The following is a 17,626-nucleotide window of genomic DNA, read 5'->3' on the forward strand; positions in this document are numbered from 1 at the left end:
TTCAGCCCAGCAGCGCCCGCATCCGCGCGACCGCGTCGGCCGCCTGTTCCGGCGTACGGCGGCCGAGCCCGCAGGCGGTCGCGATGTCGACCGGCCGGCCGACGGCGTCCTCCACCAGGCGTCGTACGACGAACTGGTCGGCGAGCGGCTGCGCTTCGTGCGCGATGCCGGCGACGAGCGGAGGCTCGCCGTTCAGCTTCTTCAGGGGCGCGTAGAACGCCGGGTCGGTGCTCGGCGGTTGCTGGCCGCCGCAGAGCGGCAGATGAAGGTATTCGAGCGTGCTGCCCTGCGGCCAGTGCCGCTGCAGGGCGTTGGCCAATGTGACGAGCGGAGCGGCGGTCTTGGGCTGCAGCTTCGCCTCGTGGCCCATGTCGCCGAAGCAGAGGTGGAGGCCGAACCGGGTTCGCTGCGGTGCGCTAGCGACCTGCCGAAGGACCATTCGACTCATCAGGTCGGCGAGGACTGCCCGGATCGGCGGCGGGGCGGAGCTGACCGCGATCAGCGCGGCCGGGGTCTCCAGCTGATAGACCACCCGGTCGCCGGCAACGGCGCTGATCTCTTCGATCTGCGCCGCCACGGCGTCCAGGAACGCCCGGCCGTGCCGGATCGCGCCGCTCGGGCCGAAGATGAACAGCGCCATGTCGAGGTAGCCCGGGACACCGATCTGGAGCGGCCGATCGGGCGTGGCCGGCGAGCCGCTGTCCTCGAGCACGGCCAGTTCCTCCTTGGCCCACTCGGCGAGGTGCAACGGGATGTCACCGCTCGTCAGCTGCTCACCGCGACGAACGGCCAGCCGGTCGACGTCGTCGTAGTCGGTCCAGTCGCCTTCCCGGACCGCACGGATCTTGGGGTGCCGTTTGAGTTCCTTGACCAGCGGTACGAACCACGCCAGTCGCGGCCCGGTCTCGCCGCCACTGAGGCGCCGGACCTGTGCACCGAGCTCGGTGAGCTGCCAGGTGAACGCCTCGGCCGCCGTACCGAACTGCGGCATGGTGCCGACGAAGTGCAGCCGTCGCGTGTCTGCCATCGATGATTCGCCCCGTTCCCCGTGATTCAAATTTCAAGCAGACAGTACTGGTCCGGGTGGGCGCCGGCCCGGAGTACGCCGGATTGTGACGGCAACCCCGTTGCGTCCGGGCTGCTTGTTTGTGATTGTTCAGTGATAAGCGCCGGGAGGAGTTCCGACGCGCCCGGCCGGACCCTGTGCACCCGGATGGACCAGGGGCCGACCAGAATGGGCACGAGCGCAGTGCATACCGCCGGAAGGGGCGAGTTGTGGCCGAGGAAAGCTGGGGCCGGGTAGCAGACGACGGAACGGTGTACGTCCGGACCAAGGACGGCGAACGGGCGGTCGGCCAGTGGCCGGACGCGAACCCGGAGGAGGCCCTCGCCTTCTACACCCGACGGTACGACGCGCTGGCGTTCGAGGTGGACCTGCTGGAGAAGCGGGTGCAGGCCGGCACGGTGTCGCCCGACGACGCCCGCGCCGCGGTGAAGAAGGTGACCAGCTCGATCACCGACGCCCAGGCGGTCGGCGACCTGGACGGCCTGCTCGCCCGGCTCGAGGCGCTCACCCCGCTGGTCGCCCAGCAGCGCGAGAAGAAGAAGGCCGAGCGTGCGGCGAAGGTCGAGGAGGCCCGCGAGGCCAAGACCAAGATCGCCACCGAGGCCGAGACGATCGCCGCCGGCACCGACTGGCGGCACGGCGTCACCCGGCTGCGCGAGCTCCTCGACGAGTGGAAGGCGCTGCCGCGGCTGGACAAGTCCAGCGACGACGAGCTGTGGCACCGGTTCTCGTCGGCGCGTACGACGTACACGCGGCACCGCAAGCAGCACTTCGCCGAGCTGTCCTCCAAGCGCGACGAGGCCGCCACGGTCAAGGAACGCCTGGCTGCCGAGGCCGAGTCGATCGCGACGTCGACCGACTGGGGCCCGACGTCGGGCCGCTTCCGCGACCTGATGCGCCAGTGGAAGGCCGCCGGCCCCGCGCCGCGCGAGGTCGACGACAAGCTCTGGGCCCGCTTCCGCAGCGCCCAGGACACCTTCTTCGGCGCCCGTGACGCCGTCCAGGCCGAGGAGAACGTCGAGCAGCAGGCCAACCTGCAGGCCAAGGAAGCCCTTCTGGTCGAGATCGAGGCGATCCTCCCGGTCACCGACGCCAAGGCCGCCCGCGAACAGCTCCGCGGCCTGCTCGACCGCTGGGACGAGATCGGCAAGGTCCCCCGCGACTCGATGCGCTCCATCGACGGCCGCCTGCGCGCCGTCGAGCAGGCCGTCAAGTCCGCCGAGGACGAGGTCTGGAACAACACCAACCCCGAAGCCCGAGCCCGAGCCGAGGCCACGGTCAAGCAACTCCAGTCCCTGATCACGGACCTGGAGAAGCAAGCGTCCAAGCACGAGGCCCAAGGCAACGCCCGCAAGGCCAAGGAAGCCCGCGAGGCCATCGCCGCCCGCCGCGAATGGCTCACCCAGGCCCAGAACGCGCTCGCAGACTTCAGCTGACCTGTGGACAACTGAAATCACCGAAGGATGGTCATCGACCATCCTTCGGTGATGGACTCCCCGCTGTACTTCTGCGGCCTGCCCTTCACGGGTCGTCAGGTCGGGCGCAAACTCAACTGGCTCCTCGGCTCGGGACAGATCCGTCCGGTGCTGAAAGGCGTGTACGTCGACGCCCGCGTTCCCGACACCCCTGAGCTCCGCGCCCTGTCGGTCACTCGGCTGCTCCCACCGGACGCGACCGCCTGCGGCCGCACCGCGGCCTGGATCCACGGAATCGACACCACCGCCCTCGGCGAATCGGGCGAGCCCGGCCTGCAGTGGACCAACCAACCGACCGACACCGTCGAGCTCGCCGGCCTGCAGGTCACCTCCCCCGCCTCCACCGCCCTGGCCCTCGCGACGAACCTCCCGCGCCCTTTCGCCCTGTCAGCAGTCGACGCCTTTCTCCGCTCAGGGGCGACCACCCTCGACGTACTCCGCCAACTGGCGTCCCACTCCGACCAGCCACGCATTTGGCAGGCCCGACGAATCCTCGAGTACGCCGACGCTCGCGCCGAATCCCCCGGCGAGTCCTGGCTCCGCCTCCGCCTCCTCGACGCCGGCTTCCCCCGCCCGGCCCTCCAGGTCCACGCCGGCAAGTACCGCCTCGACCTCGCCTACCCCGAGCCTCTCGAGGACGGCCGCCGCCTGGGCCTCGAGTACGACAGCGACCGCTGGCACTCCCGCCCCCGCCAGCAAGCCCGCGACGAACGCCGCCAGGAGGAGCTGGCCAAGCTCGGCTGGCACATCATCTCCGTCCGCCGCCCGGACCTCTGGGGCAGCTACCCCGCCCTGGAACTGGCCGTAGGCAGCTACCTCAGCCAACAACCCCGCCTCCCCCGCCGCTGGTAGCCGGCGCCCATCGCCGCCCAGCACTGATCAACCTGCTGGGCCGAGGCCTTTAACCCGCTTGCTGAGCGTGGAGTCCGCCGGCGGACGGCGGTTGATCAGTGGTGGGCGACGGCCACCGCCGTCGAACCTGCTGCGGAGGAGCCTCGGGGCGCCTGCTGAGCGTTGGGTCTGGCGACGGGTGGGGGTTGGACGGTGGTGGGTGGCGGTGATCGGGCGGTGGGCAGGCGCGCGCTGGATCTGCGGCAGCCGCGGCTCGGTTGGTGCCTTCGTGATGAGGGTTATGTTTCCTGCGTGGCTCGGTTGGTGGCTTGGTGGTGAGGGGTCATGGCTGGGTAGCTCCCGTGGCGGTGGTGGAACTGCGGCGGCGGATGAGGGTGGTCAGTAGCGACGCGGTGGTCAGGGCCAGGCCGAAGTACACGGCACTGGTGACGCTGGATTGATCGGCGGTCAGGCCGCCGAGTAGGGCGCCGAGGGCTATGGAGGTGTTGTAGGCGAGGGTGTTGATCGACATGGCGGCTTCGAAGGTGTTGGGGGCGGCGGCGAGGGTGAGGTTGATCTGGCAGAGGTTGGCGGCGCCGAAGGAGATGCCCCACAGGGCCAGGGCGATGATCGCGCCGGGGGTGGTGTGGCCGATGGTGAGGAGTAGGAGGAGGGCGGCGACCAGGCCGGCGCGGGCGATGGCGAAGGTGGCGGCGAGGTTGAGCGTGGTGGTGTAGCCGGCGACGAAGTTGCCGATCGCGCCGCCTGCGCCGTACACGATCAGGAGGGTGGCGATGAAGCCGGGCGTGACCGACGAGTTCTCCTCCAGGAACGGGCGGACGAAGGTGTACGCCGCGAAGTGGCCCAGCACGTAGAGGGCGACGGTGATCATCACCAGGCGCAGCGGGATGTTCTTGAGTGGTAGCGCGAAAACCTCACGGACCGGGACGGCGTTGCTCGACGGGAGCGACGGTACGACGGCGGCGACCGCGACGAGGACCAGGGCGCTGAGGCCGCTCCAGATCAGGAACGTCGTACGCCAACTGGTGAGGCTTTCCAGGAACGTCCCCAGCGGGATCCCCGCGACGGTGGCGATCGAGATGCCGGACAGGGCGACCGCCGCGGCTCGGCCGGCGCGGTGCTGCGGGACCAGGCGCATCGCCATGCTGACGCCGATCGCCCAGAACACGCCGTTGGCGAACCCCATCAGCAGCCGGGCGGTCAGCACCAGCGGGTAGTTCGGCGAGATCGCGGTAATCAAGTTGCCGATGGCAAGGACTGTCAGCAGGGCGGACAGCAGCGCCCGCCGGTTGACGCGGCGGGTCCACGCGACGATGAACGGCACGCCCAGACCGGCGGAGACGCCGTACAGCGTGACCATCAGGCCGGCGACGCCGACGGAGATGCCGAGGCTCGCGCCGATCGGGGTGAGCAGGCCGACCGGCATCAGCTCGGTGGTGACGAACGTGAACAGGCTGGCGGTGATGACAGCGACGCCCAGCCACGACTTGACCGTCGAGGCCGGAGTTTCCACGGATGTGCTCATTTCTCCTCAGCGCTTTCTGGAGGGTTCGCTGAAAGTCTCCAGCCGCCGGGATCGATGAGTCCAACACATGTTTGTCATCGGATCGATCGTGAATCACGATGGACCGATGGAGCTGCAGCAGATCCGGTACGTCGTCGCCGTCGCCGAGACGAACAACTTCACCCGGGCCGCCGAGCGCTGCCACGTGGTCCAGTCCGCGCTCAGCCACCAGATCGCGCGCCTCGAACGCGAACTCGGTTTCCGGCTGTTCGAACGCAGCAGCCGGCGCGTGCAGCTGACCCCGGCCGGTACGGCGTTCCTCCCGGCCGCTCGCCAGTGCCTCGACGCCGCCGAGCGCGCGACCGCACTCGCCGCCGCGGCGGTCGGTGAGATCCGTGGCCGGCTCGCCGTCGGGCTGATCCCCACGGTCGCCGCGGTCGACATCCCGCGAGCGCTGCGCACGTTCCACGAGCAGTACCCCGACGTGCGGATCAGCCTGCGCGTCGGCGCCAGCGACGAACTCGTCGAGCAGGTCAGGGCCGAAGCCATCGACCTTGCGTTCCTCGGACTGCCGACCACCGCCCGGCCGCACGGCGTCGACGCCTGGGAGCTCGGCCGCGACCGGCTGGTCGCCACGGTCGCTCCCGACCACCCCTTGGCCGGCGAATCAGCCGTCAGCCTGAGCAGGCTCGCGTCCGAGGTCTTCGTGGACCTCCCGGCGAGGACCGCCGGACGCGCCCAGACCGACCAGGCCTTCGCCGCCGCCGGCCTCACCCGCGATGTCGCCTACGAGGTCACCAACGCCGACTTCATCGCGCGCCTGGTCGTCAACGGCCTCGGCATCGCGCTGCTCCCGTCGGCGTACGTCCCCCAGCTCACCGGCCTGACGACGATCGAGGTCACCGACGCCCCCGGCCGCGTCGAGTACGTCGTCTGGAACCGCTTCACCCGCCCGCCAGCCGCCACGGCGTTCCTCGCCGGCCTGGACATCCCCACTGGCGCAGGACCGAAGGCAACCCAGCAGCACACGAGCAGCTAGCGCGGGAATCAGCTGCGGCGCCTCCACTTGGCCCGGCTTCAGCAGCTAGCACGGGACTCACCTGCAGCGCCTGCACCTGGGCCGGCTTCAGCAGCTAGCACGGCTCAGGCGGCGACAAGAGGCTGAGCAGCGCCGCGCGTTCGCGGGGATGCCAGAGGAGTTCGCGGACCTGGTCGACGGCTCCGGCCGGCCAGCGGTCGGCCAGGGCTTTGACCTCGGGGTCCGTGATCCGCGCGGCGAGTGCTTCCGGGAAAGGTCCCCAGAACACCTTGAACGGGCGGTCCCACATCTGGACCACCTCGGTCGCGACCGGCGGCGTGATGGCCAGCGCGTTGTGCCGGGCGGCCACCAGTCCGTACGCCGTCAGCAGCGCGTCCTCGCGCTCACGCCAGGAGCGGGCCCGGACGACGTCCGACAGCACCGGCGTCAGCTCCGCGGCAGAGGCGAGTCGGCTGAACGCCGTGCCGAACCACTTGGCGTACGGCGCGTAGACGCGCTCCTGCAGGAAGCACAGGTGCATCAGGTCGTGCACGAGCCGGGAACCGATCAGCGCCGAACCGAGCTCGTCGCCGGCCTGGCCGGCGCGGCCGACGAGGTTGACCTCCGGGTGGATGCGCCACCAGCCGGCCAGCTGCAGGTAGAGCCAGACGTCGTGGGGGTAGTAGGCGAAGCGCTGACGCGCCGGCTCCAGGTCGACCTCGTCGTGGAAGACCCTGCCGGCGGTGATCTTCCGCAGGCTCTGCTCCGAGAACGTCAGCCAGTCCCGCGCCTCCGGCGAGCTGTCGGGGTCGATGCCGAGGTGCCGCGTGAAGTAGCTCCGCACGGTGTGGAGGCTGACGTCGGTGGGGCGATCCGCGAAGGACGAGGGGACCTGCTGACGCAGCGGCTCGGCGTACCGGTCCAGGTCCTCGTCGCGCAGGAACAGCTGGATCCGCGGCAACCCGTCGTGGTCCGTCGACATCGGGTCGTCGAAGCCCAGCACCTCCGAGCCACGCCCCATCAGGGCTGCCGCGTGCGGCAGACCGGGGAAGGCCGAGTCCAGCATCGGCCGGACAGCCTCGGAGTAGAACCGCCCGCTGAGCTCCAGACCGGACTCGAACGCCACCATCGCCTACTCCCCCAGGAACTACCGGCCGAGGAACGAGGGTCGGGTCGGACCAATGGGCCGGCCCGACCCTCCTACTGCGTGACGCGGTAGACGTCGAAGACGCCCTCAACCGAGCGCACTGCCTTCAGCACGTGCCCCAGATGCGTCGGGTCGCCCATCTCGAACGTGAAGCGGGACTTGGCGATCCGGTCGCGGGTGGTGGTGAGCGCCGCCGAGAGGATGTTCACGTGGTAGTCCGACAGGACTCGCGTGATGTCCGACAGCAACCGCGCCCGATCCAGGGCCTCGACCTGGATGGCGACCAGGAAGACCGACTGGGCGGTCGGGGCCCACTCGACCTCGACGATGCGCTCGGGCTGGGTCTGCAGGTTCTCGACGTTCGCGCAGTCCGCCCGGTGCACCGAGACGCCCGCGCCGCGGGTGACCCAGCCGATGATCTCGTCACCGGGAACCGGCGTGCAGCACCGGGCCAGCTTGGACAGTACGTCGGTCGCGCCCTTGACGATGACCCCGGCGTCGCCGCGCGCGGTGCGCTTGCGCCGTTCGCGCGTCTGCGGGAGTCGCAGGCCCTCGGCCAGGTCCTCGGCCGCGCCCTCTTCCCCGCCGTACGTCTCGATCAACCGCCGGACGACGGCCTGGGCGCTGACGTGGCTCTCGCCGACCGCGGCGTACAGACCGGTCACGTCGGGATAGCGCAGTGAGTTCGCGACCGCGGTGAGCGTCTCGTGCGACAGCAGGCGCTGCAGCGGCAGACCCTCCTTGCGCAGCTGCTTGGCGATCGCGTCCTTGCCGTGCTCGATCGCCTCGTCGCGGCGTTCCTTGGAGAACCAGTGCTTGATCTTGTTCCGCGCGCGCGGGCTCTTGACGAACCCGAGCCAGTCGCGGGACGGACCCGCGCCCTGCGCCTTCGAGGTGAACACCTCGACGACGTCGCCGTTCTCGAGCGTGCTCTCCAGCGGGACGAGCCGGCCGTTCACCCGGGCGCCGATGCAGCGGTGCCCGACCTCGGTGTGCACGGCGTACGCGAAGTCGACCGGCGACGAGCCCGTCGGCAGCGACATCACGTCGCCGCGCGGGGTGAAGACGTAGACCTCGGAGTTGTTGATCTCGAACCGCAGCGAGTCGAGGAACTCCGACGGGTCGGAGGTCTCCCGCTGCCAGTCGACCAGCTGCCGCACCCAGGGCATCTCGTTCGGCGTGCTGACGTCGGTGGTCGGCGCGGCGCCCGCCTCCGGGGCCGGCGCGTTCGGGTCCTCCTTGTACTTCCAGTGCGCGGCGATGCCGTACTCCGCGCGCCGGTGCATCGAGAAGGACCGGATCTGCAGCTCCACCGGCTTGCCCTGCGGGCCGATCACGGTGGTGTGCAGCGACTGGTACATGTTGAACTTCGGCATCGCGATGTAGTCCTTGAACCGGCCGGGGACCGGGTTCCACCGCGCGTGCAGGACGCCGAGCGCGGCGTAGCAGTCCCGGACCGACTCGACCAGCACGCGAATGCCGACCAGGTCGTAGATGTCGCCGAACTCGCGGCCGCGGACGATCATCTTCTGGTAGATCGAGTAGTAGTGCTTGGGCCGGCCGGTGACGGTCGCCTTCACCTTCGCGGCGCGCAGGTCCTCGTGGACCTGGTCGATCACCGAGGCCAGGTACTCGTCGCGCGACGGCGCGCGCTCGGCGACCAGGCGGACGATCTCGTCGTACACCTTCGGGTGCAGGGTCGAGAACGACAGGTCCTCGAGCTCCCACTTGATCGTGTTCATACCCAGCCGGTGGGCCAGCGGGGCGTAGATCTCGAGGGTCTCGCGGGCGATCCGCTCCTGCTTCTCCTGCCGCAGGAAGCCGAGTGTGCGCATGTTGTGCAGCCGGTCGGCGAGCTTGATCACCAGCACCCGGATGTCCTTGGCCATCGCGACGACCATCTTGCGGATCGTCTCGGCCTGCGCGGACTCGCCGTACTTGACCTTGTCCAGCTTGGTCACGCCGTCGACCAGCATCGCGATCTCTTCGCTGAAGTCCTTGGTCAGCTCGGCGATCGTGTAGTCGGTGTCCTCGACGGTGTCGTGCAGCAGCGCGGCGCACAGCGTCGGCGCGGTCATGCCCAGCTCGGCCAGGATGGTCGCGACGGCGAGCGGATGGGTGATGTAGGCGTCACCGCTCTTGCGCAGCTGGCCGGTGTGGTGCTTCTCCGCGGTCCGGTAGGCGCGCTCGATCATCGCCAGGTCGGCCTTGGGGTGGGTCGCCCGGACGACCCGGAACAGCGGCTCCAGCATCGGGGCCCGGTTCGGGTGGCGGGTGCCCCCCAGGCGGGCGAGCCGGGCGCGCACCCGGGCGGGCGCGATCCGCGGCGGTTGGGCGGCAGGCGGCGGCGCCGAGCTGACCGGGCGCACCGGTGCGGGCGCGCGCGGAGGCTCGTGCGGCACCACATCCGGTACCGCTGACGTCATCGCCGGGTCTTCGCCCACGTTGTGTCCCTCCGCCGACAGACCACCAGTCTAGGGGGTCACGACCAACGAGGTGGACACGGCCTGTGGACAACACGCCGATTCGACCAACCGGCCGGTTTCACACAGTGACGAGGGCGTCCACCCGCTCGTCCGCCAGCCGCTTGCGACCGGGCAGGAACGACAGCTCGATCAGTACGGCGGTACCGACGACCTCGGCCCCGCAGCGCCGGATCAGCCGCAGGCACGCCTCGACCGTGCCGCCGGTGGCGAGCACGTCGTCGATCACCAGCACCCGGTCGCCGGGCGCGAACGCGTCCTGGTGCACCTCGATCGTCGCCTCGCCGTACTCCAGCGCGTACGACTCCGCGAACGTCGCCGCCGGCAGCTTGCCCTGCTTGCGGACCGGGACGAACCCGGCCCCGAGCGCGAGCGCGACCGGGGCGGCCAGGATGAAGCCGCGGGCCTCGATCCCGACCACCTTGTCGACCACGACCTCGCCGTCGTCGTCCTTGCCGAACGCGGCCAGCGCCTCGACCACCTGGGTGAACCCGGTGTGATCGGCCAGCAGGGGGGTGATGTCCTTGAACAGCACCCCCGGCTGCGGGTAGTCCGGGATGTCGCGGATGCCCTGGGCCAGGACGTCTTCCAGCGAGCGCATCAGCAACCCTTCGTCGAGGTGATCACTTGCCGCGCTTGGAGCGCGGCTTGCGGCTCGGCTGCGGCCGCCCGGCCGCGCTGGTCGACTTCACCGGCCGGCTCGACGCCACCGGCGTACCGGCCTTGGGCGCACGGTCCTGCGGCCGTACGGCGGTCGCGGCGCCGCCGCCACCGACCAGCGCACCCGCCGGCTCGGCACCGGCGACGGCCGGGGCCGAACCGCTCTGCTGGGCCCGCTTGGCGAGTACTCGGCGGCGCAGCGCCTGCATGCCCGGCTCGCGCTCTTTGAAGGTGGCCAGCAGCGCCGGGGCGATGAAGACCGAGGAGTACGCACCGACGGCGATACCGACGAACAGCGCCAGCGACAGGTCCTTCAGCGGACCGGTGCCGAGCACGACCGTGCCGACGACGAGGATCGAGCCGACCGGCATCAGCGCGATCAGCGTGGTGTTGATCGAGCGGACGACGGTCTGGTTGACGGCCAGGTTGGTCGCGTCGCTGTAGGTGTAGCGGTTCGAGCCGGTGATGCCGCGGGTGTTCTCGCGGACCTTGTCGAAGACCACGACGGTGTCGTACAGCGAGTACCCGAGGATCGTCAGGACGCCGATCACCGTGGCCGGGGTGACGTCGAACCCGATCAGCGCGTACACGCCGACCGTGATCAGCACGTCGTGCAGCAGCGCGATGATGGCGGCCATCGAGGCCTTGGGTTCGCGGAAGTAGATCCAGATCACCAGAAAGACCAGGACCAGGAAGACGATCAGCGCGAGCACGGCCTTGTGCGCGATCTGGTCACCCCAGGAGGCGCCGATCTGCGACGTACTGACCTGGTTCGGCTGGACGCCGGCCTGCTGGGCGATCGCGTTGCGGACCTTGGTGATGTCGTCCTGGCTCAGCGGCCGGGTCTGGACCCGGACCTTGTCGCTGCCGACCGTGGTGACGACCGGGTCGCCGAGGTCCTGGGCGTTGGTCGCCTTCACCGCGTTGGTGAAGTCGTCGACCGTGCTGTCGGTGACGCGGACCGAGGTCTGGTACTCCGTGCCGCCCTTGAACTCGATGCCGAGCGCCAGGCCGCGGACGGCCAGGCCGATCACCGAGATCGCGACCAGGACCAGCGAGACGGTGAACCACACCTTGCGCTTGCCGATGAAGTCGTAGGAGACCTCACCGCGGTGCAGCTTCGCACCGATGTTTCCGAGCTTCGACATCAGACCTCCCCTCCCACGGGCTTGCGCGTCGACTTGGCCGGACGGGCGGCCGGTTTCATCTGGCCGGGCAGGCGCTCCACCCCGAGGTGCTCGGGGTCGAGGCCGGACAGCTTGTGACCGTGGCCGAAGAAGTCGGTCCGGGCCAGCAGCGTGACCAGCGGCTTGGTGAAGATGAACACCACCAGCAGGTCGATCAGCGTGGTCAGGCCGAGCGTGAACGCGAAGCCCTTCACGCCGCCGACCGCGAGGATGTACAGCACGACGGCGGCCAGCAGCGAGATCGAGTCGGCCGCGATGATCGTGTGCTTGGCCCGGGTCCAGCCGGTCTCCACCGAGGAGCGCAGGCTGCGGCCCTCGCGGACCTCGTCGCGGAGTCGCTCGAAGTAGATGACGAACGAGTCCGCGGTGATACCGATCGCCACGATCAGACCGGCGATCCCGGCCAGCGTCAGGGTGAACCCGATCGCCTGGCCGAGCAGCACCACCGACGCGTACGTCAGCGCCGCCGCGGCCGCCAGCGAGGCGACCACGACCAGGCCGAGGCCGCGGTAGTACAGGAACGAGAAGATGATCACCAGCGCCAGGCCGATGATGCCCGCGGTGATCCCGGCCGACAGCTGGTCACCGCCGAGCTGCGGCGAGATGGTCTCCACCGACGAGATGTCGAACGAGACCGGCAGCGCGCCGTACTTGAGGACGTTGGCCAGGTCGCGGGCCTCGGTCTCGGTGAAGCTGCCGCTGATCTGTGCCTGACCGCCGGGGATCGGCTGGTCGACGCTCGGCGTCGAGATGGTCTCGCCGTCCAGCACGATCGCGAACAGGTTGTTGCCCTGGCCGCGCTGGGCGATCGCGGTGGTGGCCTTGAGGAACTTGTCGCCACCCTCGCTGTTGAAGTTCAGGTTGACCTGCCACTGGAAGCCGCCCTGCGGGATGCCCGCGCTGGCGTCGGACAGGTCGGTGCCCTTGAGGATCGCGGGGCCGAGCAGGTACTTGCTGGTGCCGGCCTTGTCGCAGGAGAACAGCGGCTTGTCCGGGTTGTCCTCGGGCTTCGCGTTCTTCCCGTCGGGGCACTTGAAGGTCGCGAACGCCGCCGTGGTGGCCGCGTCGGGCTGCCAGGCGAGCGGGTCGCCGCTGTTCGCGGGCGGGGTCGCCGGGGGCGTGGCCGGCGGGGTCGCCGGAGTGCTCGGCTTCACCGACGGCGTCGGGGTGTCGGCCTCGCCGAGCGCGCTGCTCCAGCCGCGGCCGTTCGGCGACGGGGTGGTGCTCGGCTTCAGCGTGGTCGACGGCTTCGGCGTGGTGCTCGGCTTCGGCGTCGTGGTCGGCTTGCCGGTCGGCGTGGCCGTCGGAGCCGGCGGCGGCACCGCCTGCTGCGCGTCGTACACGACCCGGAAGTACAGCAGGGCGGTCTGGCCGACCTGCTTGACCAGGCTGTCCTGGTTGGCACCGGGGACCGCCACGTTGATGTGGTTGCCACCGGCGGTGGTGATCTCGGCCTCGCCGACGCCCGCGCCGTTGACCCGCTGCGAGATGATGTTCTTCGCCTCGGCCAGCTGCTCGGCGGTGATGGAACCGCCACCGGCCAGGGACTTCGCGGTGAGCGTGATGGTGGTGCCACCGCGCAGGTCCAGGCCGAGCTTGGGCGCCCAGTGCTTGGTCAGCCCCATGATCCCGAACAGCAGGACCAGGATGACTCCCAAGACGATCAGGAGCCGCCCTGGGCGGGATGTCGTCGTTGATGCCACGTCAGATTCAACCTTTGCGCTTCTGGGCGCGCCGGGGTGTCAGGGTGACGCCCGGGCGCGCCGCACGCCGATAGGACGGGGAAGTTCAGTTCTCGGTGTGCGTCGGCGGCAGTTTCTTGTCCTGCGCCTTCGGGTCGCCCGTCTCCGGTACGTCGACGGTGTCGCGCTCCGGCACCTCGTCCGTGACCCGGTCCTCCACCGGGGCCTCGGACGGCTCGTCGGCCGCCGCGTCGGCGGTCAGCTCGTCGTCACCGGCGTCGTCGGGGAGCACCCGGCCGACCGCGGCCTTGACGAACTGGACCAGGATCCCGTCGGAGATCTCGAGGGTGACGTACTCGTCGTCGACCTCTTCGACGACGCCGACCATGCCGCTGGTGGTGACCACCTTGGTGCCGGGAGACAGCGCAGCCACCGTGTCGGCCTGCTTCTGGCGCTGCTTGCGCTGCGTGCGGCTCATGAACCAGATCATTCCGACGATCAGGATCAGCGGGAGCAGGAGCGTGAAGCCCGAGCCGCCCCCGGAGGAGGCCATCGGTACGGCGAGCAGTTCCATCGGGACTCAGAATCCTTCGTCGGTTGCGGGGGCCCGGCACGCTCTGCGCGCGCAGGTCGTCACGGGATGGCCCGAGGTCAGGCCACCGGGGAGTCTAACCCTGGGCGGCGACAAGTGCCGCATGACACCGGGTCACGTTTGCGTTACTCGCCACCGTACGCCGATCCCGGCTCGCGCGGCGTACCCGAGCCACCGCACTGGGTGCGCGGTGTACTCCTTCAACGTGTACGACGCACCCCGGAGTTCCCTTGGCCGTACGACGCACCGCGGAGTTCCCTTGGCCGTACGACGCACCGCGGATTTCCCGCGGCCGCGGGACGAGGCACCGCGGAGTCCCCGGCCGCGTACGGAGTCCCCCGGCCGGCGGAACCGCCGACGCACCCGCGGCGGTTACTCGTCCTCGGCGTCGAACAGGGTGTCGGCGAAGGTGGCGTTCTTGGGGACGCTGAGCCCCAGGTGGCGCCAGGCGGCGGGAGTGGCGACGCGGCCGCGCGGCGTACGGGCGAGGTAGCCGGAGCGGACCAGGAACGGTTCGGCGACCTCCTCGACCGTCTCGCGTTCCTCACCGACTGCGACGGCCAGCGTGGACAGGCCGACCGGTCCCCCGCCGAAGCGACGGCACAGCGCGTCGAGCACGCCGCGGTCGAGCCGGTCCAGGCCCATCTTGTCGACCTCGTACAGGTCGAGCGCGGCCTTCGACAGCGCGATCGTGATGATGCCGTCGGCCCGGACCTCGGCGTAGTCGCGCACCCGGCGGAGCAGCCGGTTCGCGATCCGGGGTGTGCCGCGGGAGCGCGACGCGATCTCGCTGGCACCCTCCGGCGTGATGTCGACGTCGAGCAGCGCGGCGGACCGGTTGACGATCTTCTCCAGCTCGGCCGCCTCGTAGAACTCCAGGTGCCCGGTGAACCCGAACCGGTCCCGCAGCGGTCCCGGCAGCAGGCCGGCCCGCGTGGTCGCGCCGACCAGCGTGAACGGCGGGATCTCCAGCGGGATCGCGGTCGCGCCGGGCCCCTTGCCGACGATGACGTCGACCCGGAAGTCCTCCATCGCCATGTACAGCAGCTCTTCGGCCGGCCGCGACATCCGATGGATCTCGTCGAGGAACAGCACTTCGCCCTCGCTGAGGCCGGACAGGATCGCGGCCAGGTCGCCGGCGTGCTGGATCGCCGGGCCGCTGGTGATCCGCAGCGGCGCCGACAGCTCGGCCGCGATGATCATCGCCAGCGTGGTCTTGCCCAGCCCGGGCGGACCGGACAGCAGCACGTGATCGGGCGCGCGGTTGCGGCCGCGGGCCGCGTGCAGCACCAGCTCGAGCTGCTCGCTGACCCGGCGCTGCCCACCGAACTCGGCCAGCGTGCGCGGGCGCAGCGCCGACTCGATCTTGCGTTCCTCGAGGTCGACCGCGTCCGCGGAGACCAGGGGCCTGACGTTGTCTTCCATCCCTTACGCCTTGGACAGCACGCGCAGCGCGGCGCGCAGAAGGTTGGGGACGGACGGCTCGCCCTCGTCGGCCAGTGGCGACACGGCGATCACCGCGTCCTCGGCGTCGCGGGCCGACCAGCCCAGTCCGACCAGACCGGCCTGCACCTGGTCCTTCCACGCCTCGGTGGTCTGCAGCGGACGCCCGGTGACCGTCCTGGACGGGGCACCGATCTTGTCCTTCAGCTCCAGCACGATCCGCTGCGCGCCCTTCTTCCCGATGCCCGGCACCTTCACCAGCATCGCCAGGTCCTCGGAGGCGACGGCCTGCCGCAGCTGGTCAGGACTCAGTACGGCGAGCGCGGCCTGCGCCAGCTTCGGCCCGACGCCCGACGCGGTCTGCAGCAGCTCGAACAGGCTCTTCTCGTCGTCGTCCGCGAACCCGTACAGCGTCAGCGAATCCTCGCGGACCACCATCGAGGTCGACACCCGAGCCTCCTGACCGGGCCGCAGCCCGGCCAGCGTGCCCGGGTGGCAGTACACCTGCAGCCCGATCCCACCGACCTCGATCACCGCACTGTCCAGCCCGATCGCAGCCACCGGGCCACGCACGAACGCGATCATCGCCTACCTCCTCGAACCGCCCGGAGCTGTGCCTCCCGGGCTTCGGTCGCCTGTGCCAGCGCCGCTTGAACCTTGGCCAACTGGACTTTGGACTGTGCCTGCGCGCGGGCCTCCAGCTGAGACTTCGCCGCGTCCTGCAGCCGACTCGTCACTCCCCCACGCCACACGTGACAGATCGCGAGCGCCAACGCGTCAGCGGCGTCCGCGGGCGTCGGTCGCTCGGGCAGCTGCAGGATCCTGGTCACCATCGTGGTCACCTGGTCCTTGTCAGCCCGGCCCGAGCCCGTCACCGCGGCCTTCACCTCGCTCGGTGTGTGCAGCGCGACCGGCAGTCCACGCCGAGCGGCCACCACCATCGCGATCCCGGACGCCTGCGCGGTCCCCATCACCGTCCGCACGTTGTGCTGCGCGAACACCCGCTCGACCGCGACCGCGTCCGGCGCGTGCTCGTCGATCCACTGCTCGATCCCGGCCTCGATCTGGACCAGCCGGCGCGCGACGTCCAGGTCGGTCGGCGTCCGGATCACGCCGACGGCGACCAGCTTCGGCGGCCGTCCGGGCGCACCCTCGACCACGCCGAGGCCGCACCGGGTCAGCCCCGGGTCGACGCCGAGCACGCGCATGAACCACCTCCGAACGTTTGTTCGACAAACACTATGCGGGGAGTCTGGCCGCCAGGAAATCGACTCGCCGCGTGCTTGTGGACAACGCGATCAGAAGAAGTCGAGCATGTACGCCGGAGCGCCGCCGAAAGCCGTGTCGAGCACGCCATCGGCCGCCACCGAGCCACCGGAAGCCAGGCCCGAGCCCCGCAGCGTGGCCAGCGGCGTACCGGCGTACAGGGCAGACAGCCCGCGCGAGCCGAGCCGCAGTACGTCGCCAGTCCCCTCCGAGGGCATCAGCTTGCCGGAGCCGTCGGCCACGGACAGGTGCCAGCGGCCGGAGTGGGCAGGCACCTCAGCGTCGTCCAACCAGAGGTCGACCTCGGCGACCACACCGGGCGCGAAGCCCCGCGCGGCGATCGCGGCCGGGGCGTCGAGCAGCCGCAGCATCCAGTGCTGGACGTGGGTCTCCTTGTCCGCCTCCAGCTGCGCCAGCAGGTGCACCGGGTCGTTCGGCGAGATGTAGGCGTGCACCGTCCGGGCTGTCGACGAGCCGGAGCCGACAGTGGCCCACAGCGCCCGCGCGGTCGTCTCGGAGTGGGCGATGAGCTCGTCGACCCGCAGGTTGTTGCCGTCCCAGTTGTAGACGACGAACCCGTCGTCGGCGAGGTAGGCGAAGACGTCCTCGTCGTCGGCCAGCCACTCGGCCACCTTCGCCTCCGGCCACCCCAGTACGCCGCTGGCCCGCCCGCCCTCGTGCGCCTCGGCGACCAGCTCCAGGAACCGCCCGGCGTCCGCAGGACCGGCCCGGCGGATGTCGACGCCGCGACCGCCCAGGGACCGCAGATCCGCCGCCTGGAAGGAGAACCGGTACCGTCCACCGCCGAACTCGTAGCCGAGCTTGCGGTAGATCACCGTGGTCGCCGGGTACAGCGCGGTGAGCGGGAAACCCCGGTCGATGCTCCGCTGCAGCACCCCGCGCATCAGCATGCTGCCGACGCCACGCCCCCGGTACTCCGGGGACACCACCACTCCGGCGATCCCGGCCATCGGGACCTGCCGCCCGCCCCACCACTGCCGGAAGTCCCAAATCCGCGCCGCGGCAATCACCTCGTCGCCGTCCACCACCCCGACGTACCGGCCGTCCTCCAGGAACTCCACCGCGTCCTTGTGCCACTGCTCCCGCGAGGAGCCGGGCAACGGGCCGAACGACCGGGCCCTCACTCGCAGTACGGCGTCCAGCTGGTCTTCGGTGATGTCGACAAGTCGCAGCGCATCGGTCACGCCCAGACCCTACGACGGGCATCTGAACCGAGCGACAGCAATACCG

The 17,626-nt window shown here is 70.3% G+C and carries 15 protein-coding genes; 3 read left to right on the forward strand and 12 right to left on the reverse strand.

Annotation, left to right across the window (positions count from 1 at the left end):
* Nucleotide 1 precedes the first annotated feature (1 nt).
* Complete coding sequence (locus ABD235_RS12855; protein WP_344173491.1) at nt 2–1,027, reverse strand: hypothetical protein; 1,026 nt, start codon at nt 1,025–1,027, stop codon at nt 2–4.
* A 248-nt stretch (nt 1,028–1,275) separates the two neighbouring features.
* On the opposite strand from ABD235_RS12855, the gene ABD235_RS12860 reads away from it, so the two are divergent.
* A complete protein-coding gene (locus tag ABD235_RS12860) occupies nt 1,276–2,502 on the forward strand; it encodes a DUF349 domain-containing protein (RefSeq protein WP_344173493.1) in 1,227 nt (408 codons plus the stop codon).
* A gap of 51 nt (nt 2,503–2,553) precedes the next feature.
* Nucleotides 2,554–3,393, forward strand: a complete 840-nt coding sequence (locus tag ABD235_RS12865) for a hypothetical protein (protein WP_344173495.1) — start codon at nt 2,554–2,556, stop codon at nt 3,391–3,393.
* Nucleotides 3,394–3,715: 322 nt separating this feature from the next.
* Here ABD235_RS12865 and ABD235_RS12870 read toward each other — a convergent pair whose 3' ends face one another.
* The gene (locus tag ABD235_RS12870) at nt 3,716–4,918 is read right to left on the reverse strand and encodes an MFS transporter (RefSeq protein WP_344173497.1); all 1,203 of its coding nucleotides are present in this window, start codon (nt 4,916–4,918) and stop codon (nt 3,716–3,718) included.
* Between the two features lie 106 nt (nt 4,919–5,024).
* Here ABD235_RS12870 and ABD235_RS12875 point away from each other — a divergent pair, with 106 nt between their 5' ends.
* Nucleotides 5,025–5,936 carry a LysR family transcriptional regulator gene (locus ABD235_RS12875; protein WP_344173499.1) on the forward strand — a complete coding sequence of 304 codons (912 nt, stop codon included), beginning with the start codon at nt 5,025–5,027 and terminating at the stop codon, nt 5,934–5,936.
* A gap of 94 nt (nt 5,937–6,030) precedes the next feature.
* On the opposite strand, the gene ABD235_RS12880 is transcribed toward ABD235_RS12875, so the two are convergent.
* From ABD235_RS12880 to ABD235_RS12925, 10 genes are all read right to left on the reverse strand, one after another.
* Nucleotides 6,031–7,044, reverse strand: a complete 1,014-nt coding sequence (locus ABD235_RS12880) for a DUF4037 domain-containing protein (RefSeq protein WP_344173501.1) — start codon at nt 7,042–7,044, stop codon at nt 6,031–6,033.
* Between the two features lie 71 nt (nt 7,045–7,115).
* On the reverse strand, nt 7,116–9,488 hold the full coding sequence (locus ABD235_RS12885) for a RelA/SpoT family protein (RefSeq protein ID WP_425553101.1): 2,373 nt from the start codon (nt 9,486–9,488) through the stop codon (nt 7,116–7,118).
* Nucleotides 9,489–9,606: 118 nt separating this feature from the next.
* The gene (locus ABD235_RS12890; RefSeq protein WP_344173503.1) at nt 9,607–10,146 is read right to left on the reverse strand and encodes an adenine phosphoribosyltransferase; all 540 of its coding nucleotides are present in this window, start codon (nt 10,144–10,146) and stop codon (nt 9,607–9,609) included.
* A gap of 22 nt (nt 10,147–10,168) precedes the next feature.
* The gene (gene secF / locus ABD235_RS12895; protein WP_344173505.1) at nt 10,169–11,353 is read right to left on the reverse strand and encodes a protein translocase subunit SecF; all 1,185 of its coding nucleotides are present in this window, start codon (nt 11,351–11,353) and stop codon (nt 10,169–10,171) included.
* A complete protein-coding gene (gene secD, locus ABD235_RS12900) occupies nt 11,353–13,056 on the reverse strand; it encodes a protein translocase subunit SecD (RefSeq protein WP_425553109.1) in 1,704 nt (567 codons plus the stop codon). The genes secF and secD overlap by 1 nt, the downstream gene beginning before the upstream one ends.
* 124 nt (nt 13,057–13,180) lie before the next feature.
* A complete protein-coding gene (gene yajC, locus ABD235_RS12905) occupies nt 13,181–13,648 on the reverse strand; it encodes a preprotein translocase subunit YajC (RefSeq protein WP_344173509.1) in 468 nt (155 codons plus the stop codon).
* A 390-nt stretch (nt 13,649–14,038) separates the two neighbouring features.
* On the reverse strand, nt 14,039–15,091 hold the full coding sequence (gene ruvB, locus ABD235_RS12910) for a Holliday junction branch migration DNA helicase RuvB (protein WP_344173511.1): 1,053 nt from the start codon (nt 15,089–15,091) through the stop codon (nt 14,039–14,041).
* 3 nt (nt 15,092–15,094) lie between these two features.
* Nucleotides 15,095–15,694, reverse strand: coding sequence for a Holliday junction branch migration protein RuvA (ruvA, locus tag ABD235_RS12915; protein ID WP_344173513.1), 600 nt, complete (start codon nt 15,692–15,694; stop codon nt 15,095–15,097).
* Complete coding sequence (ruvC, locus tag ABD235_RS12920; protein WP_344173515.1) at nt 15,691–16,317, reverse strand: crossover junction endodeoxyribonuclease RuvC; 627 nt, start codon at nt 16,315–16,317, stop codon at nt 15,691–15,693. The genes ruvA and ruvC overlap by 4 nt, the downstream gene beginning before the upstream one ends.
* A gap of 90 nt (nt 16,318–16,407) precedes the next feature.
* Complete coding sequence (locus ABD235_RS12925) at nt 16,408–17,580, reverse strand: GNAT family N-acetyltransferase (RefSeq protein WP_344173517.1); 1,173 nt, start codon at nt 17,578–17,580, stop codon at nt 16,408–16,410.
* Between the last annotated feature and the right edge of the window lie 46 nt (nt 17,581–17,626).

Origin of the sequence: Kribbella lupini, assembly GCF_039529595.1 — a bacterium.
GTDB classification, from domain to species: domain Bacteria; phylum Actinomycetota; class Actinomycetes; order Propionibacteriales; family Kribbellaceae; genus Kribbella; species Kribbella lupini.